Raw genomic sequence first — 22,205 nt, forward strand, 5'->3', positions numbered from 1 at the left:
GCCAGGGACCGGGCCAGGGTGGCAAGCAGGCGGTCCTGAACCGCGCGGTCGGCCAGATCGGACGCGAGCGGCAGCTCGACCGAAAGAGTTTCGGTTTCGTCATAGCGGTGCGGCAGCATCGGGCCATCGCTGGCCAGCCGCCGGATCGGGGCGGCATCGATTGCATCCCAGAAGGCTTTCCGCTCGGCAAGCTGGCCGCTGTCGCGATAGGTGCGCAAGGCCCGCGCCCAGTCCAGATAGGACGCGCCGACCGGGGGCAGCGTCACCGGCTCGCCCCGGCGGGCCTGACGATAGAAGGTCGCGAGATCGTCGAGCAGAATCCGCCACGACACCGCATCGGTAATCAAGTGGTGGGCCAGCAGCACCAGGAAATCGCCCTCGTCGCTGCGATAGACAATCGCGGCCAGCAGCGGCCCGGTGGCGAGATCGAAGCCCTGATGCCGGATCGCGACATCGGCCCGCATCGCCGCCCACGGATCGGGCTGGCCGCGCAGATCGACCCAGACCGGCGCGGGCGGGGTCAACGGATCGGCGGCGGATTGGGTCACCGGATCGCGGTCGAGCTGAAAGCGCAGCCGCAGAGCGTCGTGCTGCCGCCACAGCGCGGCCAGGGCCTGGGCCAGCGCTTTGTCCTCGATCGGCTCGGCCGCTTTCAGCAGGACGGCGTGGTTATAGTGGGCACGGTCGTCGTGATGATCGGCAAAGAACGCCGCCTGAATCGGGGTCAGCGGCGCGTCTGGCGATTCCGGCGGGGCGACCGTCACCGCCGGACGGCGCGGCACCATAACGGCGGCGATGTCGGCGACGCTTTGCCGCTCCAGCAGGTCGGCAAGGGTGAGATCGAACCCCAGCTTCGACAGCCGCCCCACCACCCGGATCGCCGCCAGGGAATCGCCGCCCAGCGCCTGGAATCTCTCGCTCCGCCCGACCGGCCCTCGTCCCAGCACGGTTTCGAACGCCGTGGCCACCGCCTGCTCGGCCGGATTGGCGGGGGGATCGGCGCGCTCGGCACTCTCGGCAACAGGCGGCGGCAGCGCCTTGCGATCAAGTTTGCCCGCCAGGGTCAAAGGCAACGCGGCCAACGTCACCAGCGCCGATGGAATCATGTAAGACGGCAGCGTTGCCGCCAGATGCCGCCGCACCGCCTCGGGATCGGGAGGGAACGCCGCAACGATATAGGCGACCAAGTGCCCGGCCCGCCCCTCGCCTGCTCCGGCGACGATCACGGCGGCCTGGGCGATTCCCGGCACGGCGCGCAACGCCGCCTCGATCTCGCCCAGTTCGACCCGGCGCCCGTTCAGCTTGACCTGACCGTCGCGCCGTCCGCGATAGACGATCTCGCCCTCTTCGAGCCACAGGCCCAGATCGCCGGTGCGATAGAACCGCTCGGCCCCCTCGCCCACGAATTTGGCCCGGGTCAGTTCGGCGCTGTTGCGATAGCCCCGCGCCAGCCCGGGACCGAACAGGCAAATCTCGCCCACCGCGCCAATCGGGACCGGGCGGGACAAGCGGTCGAGGATGCGGATCGCGGTGTTGGGAATCGGCCGCCCGATCGGAATTCCGGCCGGGTAGGCTCGCTCGGGCTCCACTTCGTGATAGCTGGCGCAGACCGACGCCTCGGTCGGGCCATAGGCATTGATGAAGCGCAACCGGGCGGCATAATGGCGGGCCGAGGCGGGATCGACCGCCTCGCCTGCCGAAATCAGCAGGCGCAGACCGGGAAAATCGGCGAAATCGAGCGCGGACAGCAGCGAGGGCGACAGGCCGGCAACGGTAATCGCCTGATCGGCCATCAGCGCCAACAGCCGGGAGCGGTCGAGGATCGTGTCCGACCCGGCCAGCACCAGCGTTCCCCCCGCCAGCAGCGCCATGAAGATTTCCGACAGCGAGGCATCGAACGAGCAGGACGAGACCTGCAACACCGTATCGCCGGGGCCGATATCGAACCCGTCGATCTGGCCCAGGATCATGTTGACGAAGCCGCGATGCTCGACCATCACCCCCTTTGGCCGACCGGTCGAGCCCGAGGTGTACAGGATATAGGCCAGATCGTCCGGGGCGATTGTCGCGGCCGGGGCGGAATCATCGGCCTCGGCCTCCAACCCGTCGATCGCGCGGGCGATCCCCGGCCGGATGGTATCAAGCCGGACCCGGCCCGGTTCATCGGCCAAAACGATCCGGCACCCGGTATCGTTCAGGATAAAGCCCAGCCGTTCGTCGGGCAGAGCGGGGGTAAGGGGAAGATAGGCCCCGCCCGCCTTCAAGATGCCGAGCAGGGCAACGATCCGCCCCCCGCCCCGATGGGCCAACACCCCGACCGGCTGTTCCGCGCCAAATCCGGGCAGACGGCGCAGCGCGGCGGCAAGGCGGTCGCTGCGCCGGTCCAGCTCGCGATAGGTCAGACGGCTCTGCTCCCACACCAGGGCGGTCCGGTCCGGCGTCCGCGCCACCTGGGCCCGCCACAGCGCGACGATGGTTTCCTCGGGCGGCGGAACCCGCTTGGCCCCGGTCGCAAAGGCGGCCAGTTCGGCCCGTTCCGCCGCGCCCAGCACGTCGATCCACCGCAACGGCTGGTCGGGATCGGCAACCAGCGCATCGATCAGGGTGTGTATCTGGTCGCCCAGCCGCCGCATCTGCGCCTCGGAATGGGCTTCGGCATTGTAAGTGAAGACGATCCGCAGTGGCGGGCCGGGCTGAACGACCAGCCCGAAATCGTAATTGGCCCGCTCGTCAGCCTCGGCGGCGACAACGCGAAAGCCCAAGGCGTGGTCGGCCCCGGCGGTGCTGTCGGGGTAATTCTCGAACACCAGCAGGTGATCGAGCAGACCGGCCCCAAGCTCGGTATGGGCCTGAATTTCGGCCAGCGGCAGATGATCGTGAGACAGGCTGTCGAACGCCTGGGCCTGCACCCGGCCCAGCAGATCGGCGATCGTGTCGCCCTCATTGATCGTGACCCGAACCGGGATCGTGTTGATGAAGGCCCCGATCATCCGCTCGATCCCGTCAAGATCAAGCGTCCGCCCCGATACGACGCTGCCGAACACGACGTCATCGTCATCGGCATAGCGGCCCAGCAGGATGCCCCACAGCGCCACCAGCATCGTGTTCAGCGTCACTCCGGCGCAGGCGGCAAGCCGCTCCACCCCCTGATGACGCTCGGGCGTCAGGGTGACGACATGCTGGGCGGCGTGATAAGGCGCGCCAGCCCGGCCCGGCCCCAACCGAGGCAGACCAGCAAGATGCTCGTACCCCGCCAGCAATTCGGCCCAATAGCGGCGCGAGACCGCCGCGTCACGCGCGGCGATGTGATCGAGATAGGGCGAAAGCGGCGGCGCAGGCAACAGATCGGGGGGCCGCCCCGCCCGCTTTGCCGCGTAAAGCTCGGCGAACTCGGCCAGCAACAGGCTGCCCGACCAACCATCAAGAATGAGATGGGCGTGGCTCCAAACCATCTCGAACCGCCCGCGTCCCAGATCGAACAGCCTGATCCGGGTCAACGGCCCGCCGCGCGGATCAAAACCGCGCCCCCGGTCCTCGGCACGAAACGACTCGATCCGAGCGGTCTGGGCCTCGGCGTCGAGAGGACTCAAATCCTCGGTGTCAAAGGCGGTCACCCCCTGCTTCAACACCAATTGCAGCAGCCGGGCGGTATTTTCGAAATCGAATACCGAGCGCAACGCCTCGTGACAGGCGATCAAATCGTGCCACACCTCGCGGCACAGGACCGGATCGAACCCGCCCGCCTCGGACTCGATTCGAAACGACACCTGCCGGAAATAGGGCTGATCGCCGGGTGTCAGCAGATCGTGGAACAGCATCCCCTGCTGCAACGGCAGCAGGGGATAGATCGCCGCAACCTCCTCGCGGGCGGGGCGGCGCGCAGGTCCGGTCCGGTTACTCATCGCCGAACAAATCTTCGAGTTCGCGATGCGACAGCCCGGCCTGATTGAGCGCGGCGGCGGGTGCGCTCCCCACCGGAGCGGCGGCGGACGGCAGGGGCGGGTTGGCCTCGGCCTCCAGGCGCCGGGCCAGACCGGCAATCGTCGGATCGGTCAGGAAATCGCGCATCGACACGGTCAGCCCGTGCCGCCGCAACCGGCTGACGACCTGGATCGCCTTGATCGAATCGCCGCCGACCTCGAAGAAGCGGTCGGTCGGGGTCAGACCATCGCGGCCCAGGACCTCGCGCCAGATGCGGGCGACCAGGGTTGCCAGATCGGCTTCATCCTCCCCCTCCTCCGGCGCGGCTGCGGTCGGGACGGGCAGCGCCGCCGCATCGACCTTGCCATTGGGCAGCAACGGCAGTGCATCCAGCACCACCCAGGCGGAGGGATGGAGGAAGGACGGCAATCCCGCCTCGACCTCGCGGCGGACCGGATCAAGCGAGACCCCTGCCGCCAGCACGACATAGGCGACCAGATCGGCCCCGCCCGCCGCCGCGGGACGGACTGAAACAACCGCCTCGGTCACGCCGGGCTGGCGTCTGATCTGATAGTCGATCTCGCCCGGTTCGACGCGGTGGCCGCGAATCTTGACTTGGGCATCGATCCGGCCGCGATAGACGATGTTGCCATCGGCCCGCACCATCCCCAGATCGCCGGTCCGGTACAGCCGCTCGCCCGGACGCAGCGGGTGATCGATGAAGGCCCGCGCCGTCAGTTCCGGCTGGCCGAGATAACCCAGCGCCAGACCGGCCCCGCCGATATGGATTTCCCCGCACACCCCGACCGGAGCCAGGGCCCCCAGGCGGTCGAGCACGATCACCTCGGTATTGGGCAAGGCGCGGCCAATCGGGATCGACGGACCCTGATCGCGCTCGGCATCGACCTGATACCACGTCGCGCAGACCGTCGCCTCGGTCGGACCATAGGCGTTGACGTAGCACAGCCGCCCGGCCAGCAGGCGGGCCTGATCGGGATCGGGCGGCTCTCCCGCCGATACCAGCAATTGCAGCGGCGCCAGATCGTCGGGGTCGAGTTGGGCCAGATAGGTCGGCGGCAGGGTCGCGACCGTCACCTGCTGCTGCCGCAGATAGGCGGCGAATTCGCGCGGGTCGCGAATCCGCTCCGGCCCGACGATCACCAGGCAGGCCCCTTGCATCAGCGCCATCAGCACTTCCCACACCGAGGCATCGAACGAGGTGGGAGCAAATTGCAGCACGCGGTGACGGGGCAGGATGCCTAGGCTGTCGCGATGGGCCAAGGCCAGATTGACCGCGCCGCGATGGGTCAGCAGCACCCCCTTGGGCCGCCCGGTCGAGCCCGAAGTATAGATCACATAGGCGACATCGGCGGCTGTCACCGCCACCGACACCGCCGCCCCGCCCTCGGACGCGGCCAGGGCGTCCAGGTCGAACACCGGCACCGACCCGCCACCAAAGGACCCGATATGAGGGGGCTGGCTCAGGATCGCGGCGCACCCGGCATCGCCCAGCATGTAATCGAGCCGCGCCCGCGGATAAGAGGGATCGAGCGGAACGGCGGCGGCGCCTACTTTCATCGTCGCCAGGAAAGCGACCACCCACCATTCGCTGCGGTCGAGCAACAGGCCGACGCGGTCGCCCGGCCCCACCGCCCCGGTCGCGGCAAGGGCACGGGCCACACTATCGACCATCCGCCCAAGGGTGGCGTAATCGTAGCTGCGCTCCTCAATCGCCAAAGCGGGCCGGGTCGGACCGGCGGCAATCGCGGCGTCGAACAGCGAGATCAGATTGGTCTCGTCGGCAATCTCCGGCCCCGGCGTCCGACCGGCCAGAATCTGGCGCTCGGCTTCGGGGACGATTGCCAATGCGGCAATGGGCAGATCCGGCCGGGCCATCGCCTGGGTGCTCAGTTCGGCGAAATGGCCGACCAGCCGCTCGATATGGCTGCGGTCGAACAGGTCGCTGTCATATTCCAGCCCCAGGGTCAGGCCGCCGCCCTCGGTCTCGACGAATTCGAAGGCAAGGCTGAACTTGCTGATGCTGCGCTGTTCGTGGAACTCCTCGACCGCCAGCCCGTTCAGGGTCAGACCGCGCTGGATGCCGTCTTGCAGCACCACGGCAACCTCGAACACCGGGGTCCGGCTGAGATCGCGCGGCAGCCCCAATTCCTCGACCAACCGGTCGAACGGATAAGCGCGGTGATCGAGCGCGGCGGTCACCGTCGCCTTGACCCGGGCGAACAGGGCCTCGAACCCCGCCTCGCCCTCGATCCGGTCGCGGAGCGCCAGGGTGTTGACGTAGAACCCGATCTGATCGCGCAAATCCTCGTGATCGCGGCAGGCGATCGGGCTGCCGACGATGATGTCGGTCTGGCCGGTGATGCGGAACAGCAGCGCCTTGACCAAGGCGACGGTGACCATGAACACCGTCCCCTGGCGGGCGCGGGCGAACTGCGCCATCGCCTCGGCCAGCCGGGGATCGAGCGGACGGGTGACGCGCCCCCCTGGAAACGGGGCAGATCGGGACGGGGCCGGTCGAGCGGAAGCTCGAGCGGCACCAGCGGCCCGGCCAGTTGATTGCGCCAATAAGCGAGATCGCGGGTGGCCTCCGCCCCGGTCAGGCGGGCATTGTCCCAGGCTGCGTAATCCTTGTAGTGAATCCGCAGCGGCGGCAACGGATCGGCCTCGCCGCCCGCGCTTTCGGCGCGGTAGAGGGTCAGCAATTCATCGACCATGATCGCGACCGAGGCCGCATCGGAAACGATGTGGTGGATCGAAACCAGCAACACGTGACGGTCGCGTCCGATCACCAGCACCTGGGCGCGCAGCAACGGCCCGGCGGCAAGATCGAACGGGGTTTCGGCATCCTGCTCGGCCAAGGCCCGCGCCGCCGCCTCGGGGTCCGGCTCGTCCCTGAGATCGGTGACGCCCAGCCCGGCCACCGGCTCGGCCAGCACCCGCTGGCGCACCGTCTCCCCCTCGCCCTCGGCGGGGACGAACACCGTCCGCAAGGCTTCGTGGCGGCGGACCAGGGCGGCAAAGGCCCGCTCGAACGCGGCGATGTCGAAGGGGCCACTCAGCAGATAGGCCGCCGACAGGTTATAGGCGGCGCCGCTGGTCCAAAGCTGATCGAGAATCCACAACCGCCGCTGGGCGTGCGACACCGGATAATCCGCCGCCTCGGCCACAGCGGGGATCGAGTCCGGCCCGCCCGCCGTTTCGGTGCCAAGACGCTCGGCCAGGGCGCGGATGGTCGGGCGTTCAAAGAACTGGCCGATCGTGATCTGGGCCTCGAACGCCTGATTGATCCGCGAAATCACCCGGATCGCCCGCAGCGAATCGCCCCCGATCTCAAAGAAGGGAGAGACAACACCGACCCGCTTCAGGCCCAAAATGTCGCCCCAGATCGCCGCCAGCCGGGTTTCGGTCTCGGTCGCGGGCGGCTCGAAACGGACACGGCCTTCGATCAGATCCTCGGGCTTGGGCAGGGCGCGGCGATCGACCTTGCCGTTCAAATTCATCACGAAGCTATCAAGCGCGATGAGATAGCTCGGGATCATCGGCCGGGGCAGCACCTCGCCCAGGCGGCGGCGTAGCTCCGAGGGGTCAAGCGGCTGCTTTTCGGTGTAATAGCAGGCGAGCGCCGTATCGCCGTCGTCGCGGCGGTGGATCGCGGCAACGGCCTGATCGATCTCGGGGCCAGAGGACAGCACCGCCTGTTCGATCTCGGCCAGTTCGATCCGAATCCCGTTGACCTTGACCTGACCATCGACCCGACCGCAAAACTCGACCGCGCCATCTGGCAGGAACCGCCCCAGATCGCCGGTGCGGTAATAGACCAGACCGCTCTGGTCCTCGCCGGTGGGATCAAGGACGAATCGTTCCGCCGTCAGGGCGGCATCGCCGAAATAGCCCAGGCAGGCAAAGGGCGGCCGGATCAGGATTTCGCCGATCGCCCCGACCGGCAGCGGCTTTGTCCCTTTCAGGATCACCACCCGCGTTCCGGCGATCGGATGGCCGACCGGGATCGGACGTCCGCTGTCGCCAACCGCGCCGTCGATCCGGTGGTAAAACTTCGCCAGCGTCGTTTCGGTCGGGCCATAGAGGTTGAACAGGGCCACCGCCGGACCAAAGGCGCGGCGCGCCCGCTCGACATCGGCGCCATACAGGCTTTCCCCGGCGAACAGAACCGTCCGAAGGGCGGGCAGCGCCGCCGCACCGGCCCCGGCCGGGGCCCGCTCGATCTCTTTCGCCAGCAGGCGGAACAGGGTGGGCACGATATGGATCAGGGTAACCCGCGCCTCGGCCAACCACAGCAGCAGCCGCGCCCCGTCCATCCGGCTGTCGGCATCGGGGATGCAGACGGTGCCGCCGACACTGAGCGGCAGGAAGATATCGCGCAGGCTGACGTCAAAGGTGGTGCGGGCCAGATTGCTGGTCCGCAGCGTGGCATCGACGCCCAGCGCCCGCCGCTCCCAGGCGATGAAATGGTGCAGCCCCTCATGGCTAGACAAGATCGCTTTCGGCTCGCCGGTCGATCCCGAGGTGAACAGGACATAGGCCCCGTCGCCGGGTGACGGGCGGCCCGACCGGTCCGGCGTCTGTCCGGGAGCCAGCGGCGGCACCGCCTCCAGCCCGCCCTTGATCGGCTTGCCATGACGCAGCCCGCCCGTGGAAGTCCAGGCGATCAGGCGGCGCACGCCGCCTGCGCCCTCCAGCCCGGCCAGCAGGCTGCGGACCGGGCCGACATCGGTTTCGGCGGTGACGATCAGGCGGGGAGCAAGGCGGCCCAGCAGCGTGCGCAGACGCTGCGGCGGCTGATCCAGATCGAACGGAACGAAGATGCCGCCCGTTTTGTGGGTACCCAGGATCGAAACGACATAATCGATCCCGTTGCCGAGGAACAGGCCGACCGTTTCGCCGGGATGCAGCCCCTGGCGGCGCAGCAGCGCGGCCAGGGCCTCGGCCCGAAGATCGAGATCGCGGTAGGACAGGGTTTCGCCCCCGGCCTCGATTGCAATCGCGTCGGGGGTCCGGGCGGCCTCGGCCTCGACCAGATCGAGCACCAGACCGGGCGCGGGCACATCGTCTTCGGCGAGCGTGGCCCGCCGCTCCTCCTCGCCGCGCAGATCGAAGGCGGACAAGGCGGCCTCGGGTTCGGCCAGCACCGCCGCGATCAGCGCCCGGAGATGGGCGGCGATCCGCTCGATCACACTCGGCGCGGCGACATTGCGATTGAAGGTGAATTTGATTTCGGTCGACTCGCCCGGAGCCGCCGCGGGATGAATCACCAGACTGAAATCGTAATGCATCTGCTCGAAAGCGCGGACGCTATCGACCCGCAGGCCCTGATCGGGCGCTTCGGCGGCCTGGGGGTAATTCTCGAACACCAGGACATGATCGAACAGGGTCTGACGCCGTCCGGACAGACGCTGCATCTCGGCCAGGGGCAGGAAATGGTGCGGCTCGCTGGCGACGGCCTGATCCGCGATCGCCCGCGCCAGAGCGGCGAAGCCCTGCTCGCGATCGACCGCGACCCGGACGGGAATGGTACGCAGGAACAGGCCGACGATCCGCTCGATTTCGGGCAATTCGGGCGGGCGGCCCGACACCACCGCGCCAAAGATCACCTCGGCCCGGTCGTTATAGGTGGCGAGCAACACCGCCCAGATCGCCTGAATCACGCTGTTGAGGGTAACCTCCAGCCGCGCCGCCAGCGCCGCCAGCGCCGCACTGGTTTCCGGTTCGAGTGAGACCGGGTGCTCGGCCATCGCGTGGCCCCGGCTGCGGCCCGCCGGATCGAGGCCGGGGATCGTCGAGGGCGGCGGGGCTTCGGCCAGCAGGCGGGACCAATAGGCCCGCGCCTCCGCCTCGTCGCGGCCCGCCAGCCAGTCGAGATAAGACCGGTAGGTCGGCGCGGGCGGCAGAGACGGGACCCGCTTGCTGCGCAGGGCGCCATAAATCTCCATCAGCTCGGGCTGAAGAATCCCGAGTGACCAGCCGTCGAGGATGATGTGGTGATGGCTCCACACCACATCGAATTCGGTGTCGGCCCGTTGCAGCACGGTAACCCGCATCAGCGGATCGTGGCCCAAATCAAAGCCGCGATGGCGGTCGGCCTGCTGGAACGCTTCAATGGCGGTTTCGAATGCATCGGCGGTCTGGCCGCGCAGATCGACATGGTGAAATTCGACCGAGCGGGTTTTCAAGATCGCCTGAAGCGGCGGGCGTCCCGGCGGGGCGATGATCGCGGCGCGCAGGATGTCGTGGCGGCGGGCCAGCTCGCGCCAGCTTGCCTCGAACCCGGCCAGATCGAGCGGACCATGCAGGCGATAGGTGAATTGCTCGAAATAGACCTGACGGTCGCCCGCCAGGGCATGGAACAAAATCCCTTCCTGCAACGGTGACAACGGCACCAGCGCCTCGACATCCGCCGCCTTGGCCCCGATCAGGGCCAGCAGCGATGAATCCGCCCCAGCGGCTTCGCCGTCTTGGTCCAGCCCGATCAGCCCGCGCAAGCAGTCGCGGTACTGCTCGGCCAGCGCCGAAGCGGTCTCGCGCCGGTACAGCCGGTAATTATAGGAGACAGTGACGGTCAGGGTGCCGCCCAGGATGACCGCCTCGACATCGATCGCCTGGGGCCGCTCCAGCCGCTCGCCCAAGGTCGGGCCAACCGGCTCGTCCACCAGGGCGAACAGCGGATGAGGATCGCTGTCGAACTGGCCCAGGTAATTGAAATTTATCTCGGGCGGCGGTCCAAAGACGATCCCCTCACGCTGCGTCGGCGGGGTCAGATATTTCAAAATCCCATAGCCGATTCCCTTGCGCGGAATCCGCTCGAGCTGGCTGGTGATCCGGCGCACGGCGGCGGACGGCTCGGCCTCCGCCCCCAGATCAAGCACAACCGGATAGATCGAGGTGAACCAGCCGATTGTGCGGCTGATATCGAGGCCCGGCGCGATCTCCTCACGGCCATGGCCTTCCAGTTGCACCTTGATCTGGCGTAGACCGAAACGGTCGGCAAAGGCCTGGGCCAGCGCGGTCAGCAGGATATCGGTAATCTTGCCCCCCAGGCGGGACGGCAGCCCGGACAGCAGGGTTCGGGTCTCGTCCTCGCTGAGCGAAAGCGAAATCTGGCGGAAATCCCCCGCTCCCCGGCGGGGATCGTCGAAATCAACCGGCAGCGGCGCGACCGGGACGGCCTCGATCTCTGCCCAGAGCGGAATTTCGCCAAGCAGTTCGGGACTCTCGGCATAGGCGGCCTGGGCCTTGGCCCAATCCTGCACCGAGGCCCCCACCGAAGGCAGCCGGATCGGTTCGGATGACAGGGAGTCCGCCTGATCGAACGCCTCGGCGAAATCCTCCAGCAGAATCCGCCAGGAAAAGCCATCGACAACCAGATGGTGGCACAACAGCAGCACCCGGTCGGCCTCGGGCAGATGGTACAGCACCACCCGCAGCAGCGGCCCCGTCGCCAGATCAAAGCCGCGCTGAAGCGTTTCGGCATGGCGGGTCAGCGTCGCTGCCGGAGCCGGATCGTCGCGCAGATCGACAATCGAAACCGGCGAGGGAGAGTCGGGCAAAATCGCCTGCTCCACCGCCGCGCCCTGGCTGTGCAGCACCAGCCGCAGACCGTCGTGATGGCTCCACAACGCGGCGACGGCGCGGGCCAGTGCCTCGGGCTCCAGCCGCCGCGATGCCCGCAGCAGCACCGCATTGTTGAAATGGGCGCGGTCGTGGGGATGCTCGGCGACAAACCAGCGTTGGATCGCGCTGAGCGGCGCGCTGGTCCCGGGGGCGGATTCAGGGCTTGGCGACGCCAGGGCAGCGGGCGCGCCCGCCAGCTGGGCCAGCGCTGCCACCGTCTTGGCGGCAAAGATCGCGCCTAGCCCCAAGGTGATCCCGGCGCGGTGCAGGCGGCTGACGATCTGCAACGCCTTGATCGAATCGCCGCCCAGCGCGAAGTAATTGTCGTCGATCCCGACCTGGGGCAGGCCCAGCACCTCGGCCCAGACCTGGGCGATCGTGGTTTCGACCGCGTTGCGGGGCGCGCGGAAGTCGGAGCCGGATTCCAGCCGGGCCGTTTCCGGCGCGGGTAAGGCGGCGCGGTCGATCTTGCCATTGGCGGTCAGCGGAAAAGCGGCGAGCCGGACAAAGGCCGACGGGATCATGTAATCGGGCAGGCAGAGCGCGAGATGGGCGCGCAAGGCCGACGCGGTCAGATCCTCGGCGCCCAAGACATAGGCGATCAGTTCGCGCAGGCCGGGACGGTCGGCGGCAACGGCGCGATCGATCACCAGCGCCTTGTCGATGCCGGGATGGGTCAGCAGGGCCTGGACCACCGCCCCGGTCTCGACCCGGTGGCCGCGCACCTGAACCTGGGCATCGTTGCGGCCGAGATAGATCAGCCGCCCGTCGGGGCGCAAGCGGCCCAGATCGCCGGTGCGGTACAGACGGCGGCCCGCCAGCGGCCCCTCGCCGACGGTGATGAAGCGCTCAGCCGTCAATTCGGGGCGGTTGAGGTAGCCTGCGCAAACGCCGCTGCCGCCGACATAAAGCTCGCCGGTCACGCCCAGCGGCTGGGGCCGGAGTGCTTCATCGCAAACATGAACGCTGGTTTCGGGCAGAGGCCGCCCGATCGGGCTGATCCCGCCCGGCCCGGTGATATCGGCAGCACTCAGGCGGTCATAGGTGACGTGCACCGTCGTCTCGGTGATGCCGTACATGTTGATGAGCACAATCCGCTCGGGCGGATAAAGCGCGGCCCAACGGCGCAGATCGGTCGGATCGAGCCGGTCGCCGCCAAAGATCACCATCCGGAGATGGTCGGCCAGCGGATGGTCGGGCCGCTCCAGTTCGGCGGCGATCAACCCCTGGAACGCCGCCGGTGTCTGGTTCAGCACGGTGACGCGGTGGCGGCGGATCAGATCGAGCAGAGCCTCGGGATCGCGCATCGTCGCGCGGTCGGCGATCACCACCGCGCCCCCATTGACCAGCGCGCCGTAAATCTCCCACACCGAGAAATCAAAGCTGAACGAATGGGCCGAGACCCAGATTTCGGCGGGGCCGAAATCGAAATCGTGGCGGTCGTTGCGCAACAGCCGAACGACATTGCGATGGGTGACCAGGCAGCCCTTGGGCCGCCCGGTCGAACCCGAGGTGTAGATCACATAGGCAACGCTGTCGGGCGTCGGCCCCGGCCCACGCCCTACCCCAGAGTCCTCGCCCTCCCCCGCTTCGAGCAGAGCGAGATCAAGCGCCAGCGCCCGGCCCGAGGGCGGCAGCCGCTCGGCCAGCGCCTCCTTCGTGATCACCGCCTTGCTGCCGCTATCGGTGATGATCGTTTCCAGCAGATCGGCGGGATAATCGATATCGAGCGGGACATAGGCCGCGCCCACGCTCTGGATCGCCAGCAGGCTGACGATGAAATCGGCCGAGCGATCGAGATGGACCCCTACGAAATCACCCGGCCCGATCCCGTGGCGCCCCCGCAGCCCAGCCGCCAGCCGGTCAACCCGCGCCGCCAGGGTGCGATAGCTGATCGTCTCGGCGCCCGCGATCACCGCCGCATGGTCGGGATTGGCCGCAGCCTGAGTGCGGACCAGATCGACCAGGGTCGCCTCGACCGGATAGGCTGCATCTCTGTCGTTCCAGGCGGCAACAAAGGCGGTTTCGGCCTCGCCGACGATCTCGAACCGGCCGAGCGGGCGGTCGGGATCGCCCAGGATGCCCGCGATAATCCGCTCGAAATATCCGGCCCAGCGCGCCACCGTGTCGCGCCGGAACAACGCCGTCGCATAGCAGAAACGCAGCGTCAGAACCTCGTTCTCCTCGATGATGTCGAGGTTGAAATCGAACATCGCGGCGGGCGGGTGAATGTCGCGGCGGGTAAAGGTCAGATCGGTGATCTTAAACGCCCGCTCGCCCGCATTCTCGTAGGACAGCATCGTGTCGAACAAGGCGTTGCGGCCGGGTGGCCGGGTCGTGTTCAGCCCCGTCATCCGTTCGAACGGATAATCCTGGTGGTCGTAGACGGCCAGACTGGTCTGGCGCACCGCGTCGAGGAAGCGGGCAAACGGCTGCTCCGCCGTGGGATGGAGGCGGAAGATCACCGTGTTGACGAACATCCCGACCGCAGCGGCCAGATCAGGCCTGCCCCGCCCCGACACCGCGCCCGCGACCAGGATATCGTCCTGCCCGCTCAGGCGATGCAGCAGGGTCTGATAGGCGGCCAGCAGCACGATATAGAGCGAGGTTCCGGTCGTCCGCGCCATCTCCTTCAGCCGCCGCGTCACCGCCGCGTCAAGCGTCAGCACGACATTGCCGCCCGCGAAGTCGGGCTCGGCCGGACGGGGGAAATCGAGCGGCAGATCGAGCAGGGGCAGATCGCCCGCCAACGTCTCGCGCCAGAAGGCTTCGTCGCGCCCCCCCGCAGCCGCCGCGTCGGCTTCGGCCTGAAGCCGCAGGCAATGGCCGAGATCATAGCCGACCGGGGCCAGGGCGGTGCCCTGATAGAGCGCCATCAACTCGGCGGCGATGACGTTAAACGACAGCCCATCGACCGCGATGTGATGAGCATCGGCCAGCAGCAGATGGCGGTGCGGACTGATCGAAACCACCGCGACCCGCAGCAGCGGGGGAACGGCGAGATCGAACGGGCGCAGGAAGTCGCGCGCGATCGCCTCCGCCCTCTCGGCATCGGCCTGATACCGCTCGACAGAAAAGCGCGGCTCGGCGATCCGGCTGGTGACCAATTCGCCGTCGATGATCTTAAAGCCGGTGCGCAGGCTTTCGTGGCGGGCAATGATGGTGCGGAAACTGTCTTCCAGCCGCGCGATATCGAGCGGACCATCGATCCAGAACGATTGCGGCAGGTGATAGGGCCCTTGTCCGCCCGGCCGCTGGCTAAGCGCATAAAGGCGGCGCTGGGGCGAGGAGGGCTGGCCGAATTGCGGGTTGGGATAGGCCTCCAGCGCGAAGGCGAACCCGGCGGCGCGAATCTCGCCGATGCAGGTCTTGATCACCTCGAGCACGCGGGCGACGTCGGCGTCGTCATGCGTGACCGAGAAGAAAATTGATCCGCCGCTCCCAGGTATAGACCCCGTGCTCGATCATCAGCAGGTAAAGCAGCTCAAGCTCGAGCGGCTGGAAATCGCCGTCACCCAGCGGCACCAGCCGCCATTGCGACGAAAAATGCTTGGCCCGCAGCGGCACCTTTTCGCGTTCGAACCACAGGTTCAGCGCATCGCAAAAATCGGTGGTCCGCGCCGTCACCCGCTGTTGCAGCGCCGGGCCTTCCTCCTTCATCACCGTCAGCGCGGCGTGGGTCGTCGCCATCGTCGCCGGGTTGCGGCAGAAGGTGCCGCCGAAATAGATCATCGCCGATTGCGGCCCGGAGCGGTCGCCGTACTGCCACGCGCCGCCGTCGATATAATCGATGAAGCGGGCCTTGCCCGCGATCACCCCGATCGGCATGCCGCCGCCGACAATCTTGCCATAGGCGACGATATCGGCCTCGATCCCGAACCACGCCTGCGCCCCGCCGGGATGGATACGGAAACCGTTAATCATCTCGTCAAAGATCAGGGCGGTGCCGTGCTGTTCGGTCAGACGGCGCAGGCGGCTCAGGAACGCCTGGGGCTGGAGGTCGGGATTGCGGCTCTGCACCGGCTCCACCAGCACGGCGGCCAAATTGTCGGCCTCGGCGGCGATGATCTCCAGCGCCTCGGGAGAACCGTATTCCAGCACCATCACGTCGCGGATCATTCCGGCGGGTGTGCCCAATCCGACCGGGACGATCTCGCCATCCTGATCGAACGCCAGCACCCCGTCGAAAATGCCGTGATAGCCGTTCTTGAAGATCACGATCTTGTCGCGGCCAGTGACGGCGCGGGCGAGCCGGAGCGCGACCATCACCGCCTCGGACCCGGTATTGCCAAAGGCGACCCGCTCGACCCCGGTCAACTCGCGGATCAACAGCGCCGCCCGGCCGGTCAGGGCCGATTGGGTGCCCAGTTCCAGCCCGTGCTCGATCTCGCGGGTCAGGGCGGCATGGATTGCGGCGGGCTTGTGGCCAAAGAAGTGGACGCCCATCCCCATCGCGATGTCGATATAGTCGTTGCCATCGACGTCCCAGAAACGCGACCCGGCGGACCGGGCCGAGACGATCGGGTATTTCGCCTCCTTCAACTGGCCCCAGAACGACAAGGTGTGCTTCCAGTCGGCCAGCACGGCGCGGGAGTCCTGGGTGATCTCCTTCGAGGTCCGGGTCCTAGCGACATGACGCGACACCAGCGCCGCGATGAACTCCCGCTGCGAGTCCGATAACGGCCCGCTGCCCGCCAGATTGATATTGCGGGTCTTGGCCACCGCATTGGCCGAGGGCTTGGCTTTGACGACAGGAGCCGGAACCGGAGCCGCCGCCGGGGCAGCCGCGACCGGCGCGGGCGGAGGCACAAGATTAGGTACGGGGGCAGGCGCGACGGGCAGCGGAGGGACGGGCAGCCCGCCTTGGCCCAGCCACGCCATCTGCTGACGCGCCAGTTCGGCGACGCTGTTCAAATTCTGGGCGGCGACCTGAGACAGCACCTGCATCTGGAACTGCAACATCGGCGCGACCCCGGCCGCGTCGGGCGGCACCGGCGCAACGGCAGGAGGCTCGACCGCAACCGGGGCCGGGGCTGGAGCCGGGGCCGCCGGAACCAAAGCTGCCGGAGCCGAGGCCGGGGCGGCGTGACGCAGGACATAGGCGGCCAGACCGTTGACGGTGCCGATATCCTCGAACAACTGGCTCATCCGCAATTCGAGGCCATAGCGCTGTTCGACCGTCTGGCCCAGTTTCAGCAGCATCAGCGAATCCAGTCCCATATCGGTCAGATGCTGGGTGCGGTCGATCGTCGCGGCGTCAAAGCCGCTGATCTCGGCCAGGATCGCGGCCAGTTCGTCGGCGCGTTCGGTCAAGCTTTGCATCGTTTCCGTCCTTGTCGGGGGGACATCGGGCAATTTGGTCTGCTCTGAAACCGGGGCGGCACCGGGCGCATGCCCCCCCGATCCCGGCCGCAGCGGGGCGATTTCCATCCAGTAGCGCTGGCGCTGAAACGGATAGGTCGGCAGCGCGACCTTGCGGGCGGCAAAGGGCGCGTTGATCTCGGACCACACCAGATCGATCCCGGCGCGGTACAGGCTGGCGGCGGCGGTGGCGATACCCCCCCAGGCCGAACGGCCCTTGCGCAGCGAGGCGACCAGCGGCCCCACCGTCTTGGGATCGAGGCTGGCCCGCGTCAGCGCGGTGAGCGTGTCGCCCGGTCCGATTTCAAGAAACGCGGTATACCCATCACGGGCAGCGGCCTGCACCGCCCCCAGGAACTGGACCGGCTGGCGGATCTGGCGCGACCAGTAATCCGGGGTCAGCTTCTGGCGCGGCGGCAGCGCCTCGCCGGTGACGGTCGAATAAAACGGCAAACGGGCGGGGGCAAAATCGATTCCGCTCAGCGCCGCCTCGAACCGGCCTACCATCGGCTCCATCAGCGGCGAGTGAAAGGCATGCGATACCGCCAGCCGCCGCCCGTCGATCCGGTCGCGAGCCAGCCGCTCCAGCGCCTTGGTCACCGCCGCTTCGCTGCCCGAAATCGTCACCGCGCCGGGCTGGTTGATCGCGGCCAGCGTCACTTGGCGGGTGTGGTCGATCACCGCCGGAACGACGATTTCGGCCGGGGCGAACACCGCCGCCATCGCGCCGCCCGGCGGCAGGGCCTGCATCAGGCGGCCGCGTTCCGCCACCAGCCGGATTCCGGTTTCCGGCGTGATGATCCCGGCGGCGCAGGCGGCGGCGAACTCGCCGACGCTGTGGCCGATCAAGGCGGCGGGCGTGATCCCCCACGCCGCCCACAGCACGGTCAGGGCGTATTGAACCGCGAACAGGGCCGGTTGAGCCAGATCGGTGCGGCGCAAATCCGCTTCACTGGCCCCGTCGCCATAAAGACGCTCGACCAGCGGCGGGCCGTATTCCGGCCCCAGCGCGGCGGCGCAACGGTCGAACGCGGCGCGGAACACCGGATAGCGGCGGTAGAGATCGCGCCCCATCGCGACATCGTGCGAGCCTTGTCCGCTGAACAGGAAGACGATCCCCCTCCCCGCCCCCGGCCCCACCGTCTCGGGCGTCGAACGCTCCGCCAGCCCGGCCCGCAGCGCCGCGACCGTGGAGCCGACCACCGCGTCACGATAGCGCAACGGCGACCGGCAGGCGGCGGTGTGGCAAAGATCGGCCAGATCGGCATCGTCCCGGCACGCCAGCAGCGCATCGAAGCGGGCGCGCACCGCCGTCAATCCCTCGGCTGACGCCGCCGACAGCGGCAGGATGTGAACCGGATCGGCAATCGGCTCGGGCACGGTCTCAGGCGCTGGCGGGGCTGGCGGCGCGGTGACGATCACATGGGCGTTGGTGCCGCTCAGTCCGAACGAACTGATCCCAGCCACCCGCACCCGCCCCTGATCCGGCCAGGGCGTGGGTGCGGCGGTGACCTGAACATTGCCCGCCGCCCAATCAATATGCGGGCTGGGATTCGTGAAATGCAGGCTGGCGGGAATCGTCTGGTGACGAAGCGCCAGGATCAGCTTGATCAGCCCGGCGATCCCGGCGGCGGCCTCGGTATGGCCGATATTGGTCTTGACCGAACCCAGCAGCAGCGGACGCCCCGGCGGGCGTTGCCCGAACACCTGCTGGAGCGCATTGACCTCGATCGGATCGCCGAGCGCGGTGCCGGTGCCGTGGGCTTCGATATAATCGACGGCATCGGGAGCCAGCCCGGCATCGGCCAGCGCGGCCCGGATCACCGCCTGCTGGGCCAGACCGTTCGGCGCGGTCAGACCGTTGCTGCGGCCATCGTGATTGACGGCGGACCCGGCCAGAACCGCCAGGACGCGGTCGCCGTCGCGTTCGGCATCGGCCAGCCGCTTCAACACCAGCAGCCCGCCGCCCTCGCCCCGGCCATAGCCGTTGGCGGCGGCGTCAAAGGCGCGGCTGCGTCCGTCCGCCGCCAGCGCCTTGACCTTGCACAGCGCGATCATGCTGTCGGGCGACAGCATCAGGCTGACCCCTCCGGCCAGGGCCAGATCGACCTCGCCCCGGCGCAGGCTCTGAATCGCCAGATGCAGCGCGACCAGCGAGGACGAGCAGGCGGTATCGATGGTCAGGCACGGGCCGTGAAAATCGTGAAAATAAGACAGCCGCCCGGCGGCAGTGCTGAACATCACCCCGCTGCCGGAATAAGCGGTGATCCGGTCCGGATCGCCGGAATGAACGTGGGCCTGGATGTAATCGTAATTGGACAGACCGACGAACAGCCCGGCGCGCAAGGCGGCAAGACGGGCACGGTCGATCGCGGCATCGTCCAGTGCCTCCCACCCCAGTTCGAGCAGCAGCCGCTGCTGCGGGTCCATCGCCAGGGCCTCGCGCGGGGTGATGCCAAAGAACGCAGGATCGAACCCGGCGACATCGTCGATAAAACCACCATTGCGGGCATACATCTTGCCCGACGCCTCGGGGTCGGGATCGTAGAAGCGGGCGACATCCCAGCGGTCGGGGGGAATCTCACCGACCGCATCGCCGCCCTGGGCCAGCAGCGACCAGAATTGCTCGGGATCGGCCCCGCCGGGAAAACGGCACCCCAGCCCGACCACGGCAATCGCCGCCGGATGCTTCAGGGACTGGTTTTCCGCCAGCAATTCAGCGATCTTGGCAGAAGCCTTTTTCAGGGCCTCGATATAAGGCTGGCCAGATACGTCATCCATGATCCGGTGCCCCCGCCTTGAACCGATGCGTTCGCTTGAACGACCCGAGCATAACCCCTCCGTTCTTCCCGCCCGCATGTTTTCGCAGATCCAGGACCAACCTAACGGTTGATTTGATCAGACAAGCGACAAAACCGATGCGCCTGCCGCTACCTTACCTTCTGCGACACTGTCCCAGGATCATAAACGTCACCGCACCCCATGTCATCAGTTGAAACGAACAATTAATCAGCAATCTTAAATTGTTGTTTGCTGATAAACAAAATCCCAGGGGGTATCCCCTCACGCCGCCAACACGAAGACCAACCACCCCGTCGCCCCGAGAGGCGGAAAACCGCCTTCGACCAACGCTGATGGGATTGGTACAAAACAGACTTGAATCAAGAACAAAATAAGATCATTTTGCCATACCCCCCTCATCTTCACAGGACCATCCCCCATGGCCCAGGAAACCCTGTTCATCTGCCAGCCATACGTTCTCGGCAAGAAAGGAGGGCTGAAGCCACAACCTCCGATCACCTACACGACCGAAGCGCAGGCATCCTTGCGCGCTCATCGCATCATGGAGGGCGGCAGCGCGGCCGGGGTCGATGTGGTCCGGCAAACCGCCGATCCGGACATGGGGGATTATGACGAGCCGATCTTCCTCGAACGATTGGGAACGGTGCCCCAACTCGACACCTGACACTTCGCCAGGAAATTGATCTGCGCGCTATATCGTTCTGCCGCTTCCGGGCACAGGCATCAGGATGTTAATACTTTTGCGTAAGCTTCGCTGGTCGCAAACGATGAACCTCTTCCGCCCTCGATGTATGATTTAGCCTCAAAAACAGGTAGAGACGAGATCAAAAGCGCGCAAAAGTTGCTTATTGGCGACTTCAAATTCCTTTTGGCCGTCCTGATCCTGTTGTTGGGGTTCCTTTTTGCCGTTCCGGCGACGGCGAAAGATCTCATCCTTTCGCGTGCAATGCTGGAGGACAATGCCGGGACATTGACGATCGAGGAGGTCGTTAACCGCGAACCGACACCGTTCGAGACAAGCCGGATCATGCCGGTCAGCGATACCACCCATTGGGTTCGCCTGCGGATTCGCGCCCCCGACGAAGGGGGCAAGGTCGTATTGTTCATTCGCCCGACCTACCTCAACGACGTCCGCCTTTATCAAGCCGACCCCACCGCCCCGAACGGATGGAAATCGCGCGCGACCGGTAACATCTATCCCTATGAAACGCGCGACCGCCAACGCATCTCGCTGGGGTTCGTTATCGACGTCACGGCGCCAGAAGAGACCATCTACCTTCGCATCAAAGTCAGATATCACGGCCTGCTAAACATCGAAGCTCTGACACCGATCGAAGCAGAACAAAAAGATTTCGACCGCGACCTTTTGGTTGTATTTTTTGTCACTGCAATGACCACCTTGCTTTTCTGGTCAATCCATTCCTATTTTCTCGACCGACAGCGAGTCTTTGCCATCTTCGCCGTCCACCAATTTATTTATACATTGTTTGGCATCTCTATCACCGGCTATTTGGCGCCGTTCGGATCGAGTCAATTTCCCTGGCTGATCGACACTCTCGGCGGGGTCGTTTACATCTCGATCGGCCTGACAATGACGCTGTTCTGTCGCGAATTGCTGAAACCATACGACCCGCGCCCATCGATCCGGTGGGGATTTGCTTTCTTACTCGCCCTGTTCTCGTTCAACCTCATCGCCTATCTGGCCGGATATAAGGTAACTGCACTCGCTGTGAATGGCTTGTCGACCAAGATAATGCTCATTTACTTTGCGGCTGCGTCGTTCTTTCTGCAAACAGAGCGATCGCCGCGCCGCGCTGTGATTCAGTTCCTGTTCGCATTCATCCTGATCAACAATGTCGCGTTCTGGGTCCCGGCCTATTTCCATCTCAACGTCAACATCGTGAAGTGGAGCAGCATCCAGGTTCTGTTCCTCGACGGGTTCCTGATCGCCTGCCTGTTCGCGATGATGGCCTATGTCCGCGCCCGCGATGTCCGGCGCGAGGCCCGCGAAACCGCCGAAGCCCTGGCGATCATCAACCGCAACCTCCAAGAAGAGATCGAGCGGAAGGACCAGGCTCAAACCGAGGCGCGAACCGACTTCCTGACCGGCTTGTTCAACCGCCGTCACTTCTTTGAGTTGGCCCAGCGCGAACTGGACCGCTCGACCCGCTATCAGCACCCGTTCTCGCTGATGATGATCGACATCGACCATTTCAAATCGATCAACGACACCTGGGGCCATAGTTTTGGTGACGAGGTTCTGCGCGCCGTCGCGTGGAGTTTGCGCGACACGTTGCGCAGCGTCGATATTTTCGGACGCACCGGCGGTGAGGAATTCGCCGCGGTGATCGTTGAAACCAGCGAAACCGAAGCGTTTGAAATCGCTCACCGGATTCGGTCTGCCGTCGAGGGGAAAGTGCTCACCGCCCCGGACGGAACGACGATCCGGGTCACCGTTTCGATCGGCATCACCC

At 66.5% G+C, this 22,205-nt stretch carries 5 protein-coding genes and 1 pseudogene; 2 read left to right on the forward strand and 4 right to left on the reverse strand.

Going from position 1 to position 22,205, the window contains the following annotated elements; all coding sequences use genetic code 11:
- From K678_RS13605 to K678_RS17905, 4 genes and pseudogenes are all read right to left on the reverse strand, one after another.
- Nucleotides 1-3,902 (reverse strand): non-ribosomal peptide synthetase (locus tag K678_RS13605; RefSeq protein ID WP_021133038.1); only part of this gene is annotated, 3,902 nt, incomplete at its 3' end.
- On the reverse strand, nt 3,895-5,817 hold the full coding sequence (locus K678_RS18310; RefSeq protein ID WP_414533176.1) for a non-ribosomal peptide synthetase: 1,923 nt from the start codon (nt 5,815-5,817) through the stop codon (nt 3,895-3,897). The genes K678_RS18310 and K678_RS13605, both read right to left, overlap by 8 nt.
- Nucleotides 5,812-14,954: pseudogene (locus tag K678_RS19580) on the reverse strand (amino acid adenylation domain-containing protein); the annotation flags it as partial. The pseudogene K678_RS19580 and the gene K678_RS18310, both read right to left, overlap by 6 nt.
- 19 nt (nt 14,955-14,973) lie before the next feature.
- Entirely contained in the window at nt 14,974-19,710 is a 4,737-nt protein-coding gene (locus tag K678_RS17905) for a type I polyketide synthase (RefSeq protein ID WP_021133041.1), read from the reverse strand.
- 439 nt (nt 19,711-20,149) lie between these two features.
- On the opposite strand from K678_RS17905, the gene K678_RS13615 reads away from it, so the two are divergent.
- A complete protein-coding gene (locus K678_RS13615) occupies nt 20,150-20,395 on the forward strand; it encodes a hypothetical protein (RefSeq protein ID WP_021133042.1) in 246 nt (81 codons plus the stop codon).
- 123 nt (nt 20,396-20,518) lie between these two features.
- A partial coding sequence (locus tag K678_RS13620) for a diguanylate cyclase (protein ID WP_155804557.1) occupies nt 20,519-22,205 on the forward strand: 1,687 nt, incomplete at its 3' end.

Source organism: Magnetospirillum fulvum MGU-K5, assembly GCF_000442515.1.
GTDB classification, from domain to species: domain Bacteria; phylum Pseudomonadota; class Alphaproteobacteria; order Rhodospirillales; family Magnetospirillaceae; genus Phaeospirillum; species Phaeospirillum fulvum_B.

Bases quoted from the DNA above. Each gene is read 5' to 3' on its own strand.
- K678_RS18310 (WP_414533176.1), bottom strand. From the start codon at position 5,817: ATGGCCCGGCCGGATCTGCCCATTGCCGCATTGGCAATCGTCCCCGAA.
- K678_RS17905 (WP_021133041.1), bottom strand. From the start codon at position 19,710: ATGGATGACGTATCTGGCCAGCCTTATATCGAGGCCCTGAAAAAGGCT.
- K678_RS13615 (WP_021133042.1), top strand. From the start codon at position 20,150: ATGGCCCAGGAAACCCTGTTCATCTGCCAGCCATACGTTCTCGGCAAG.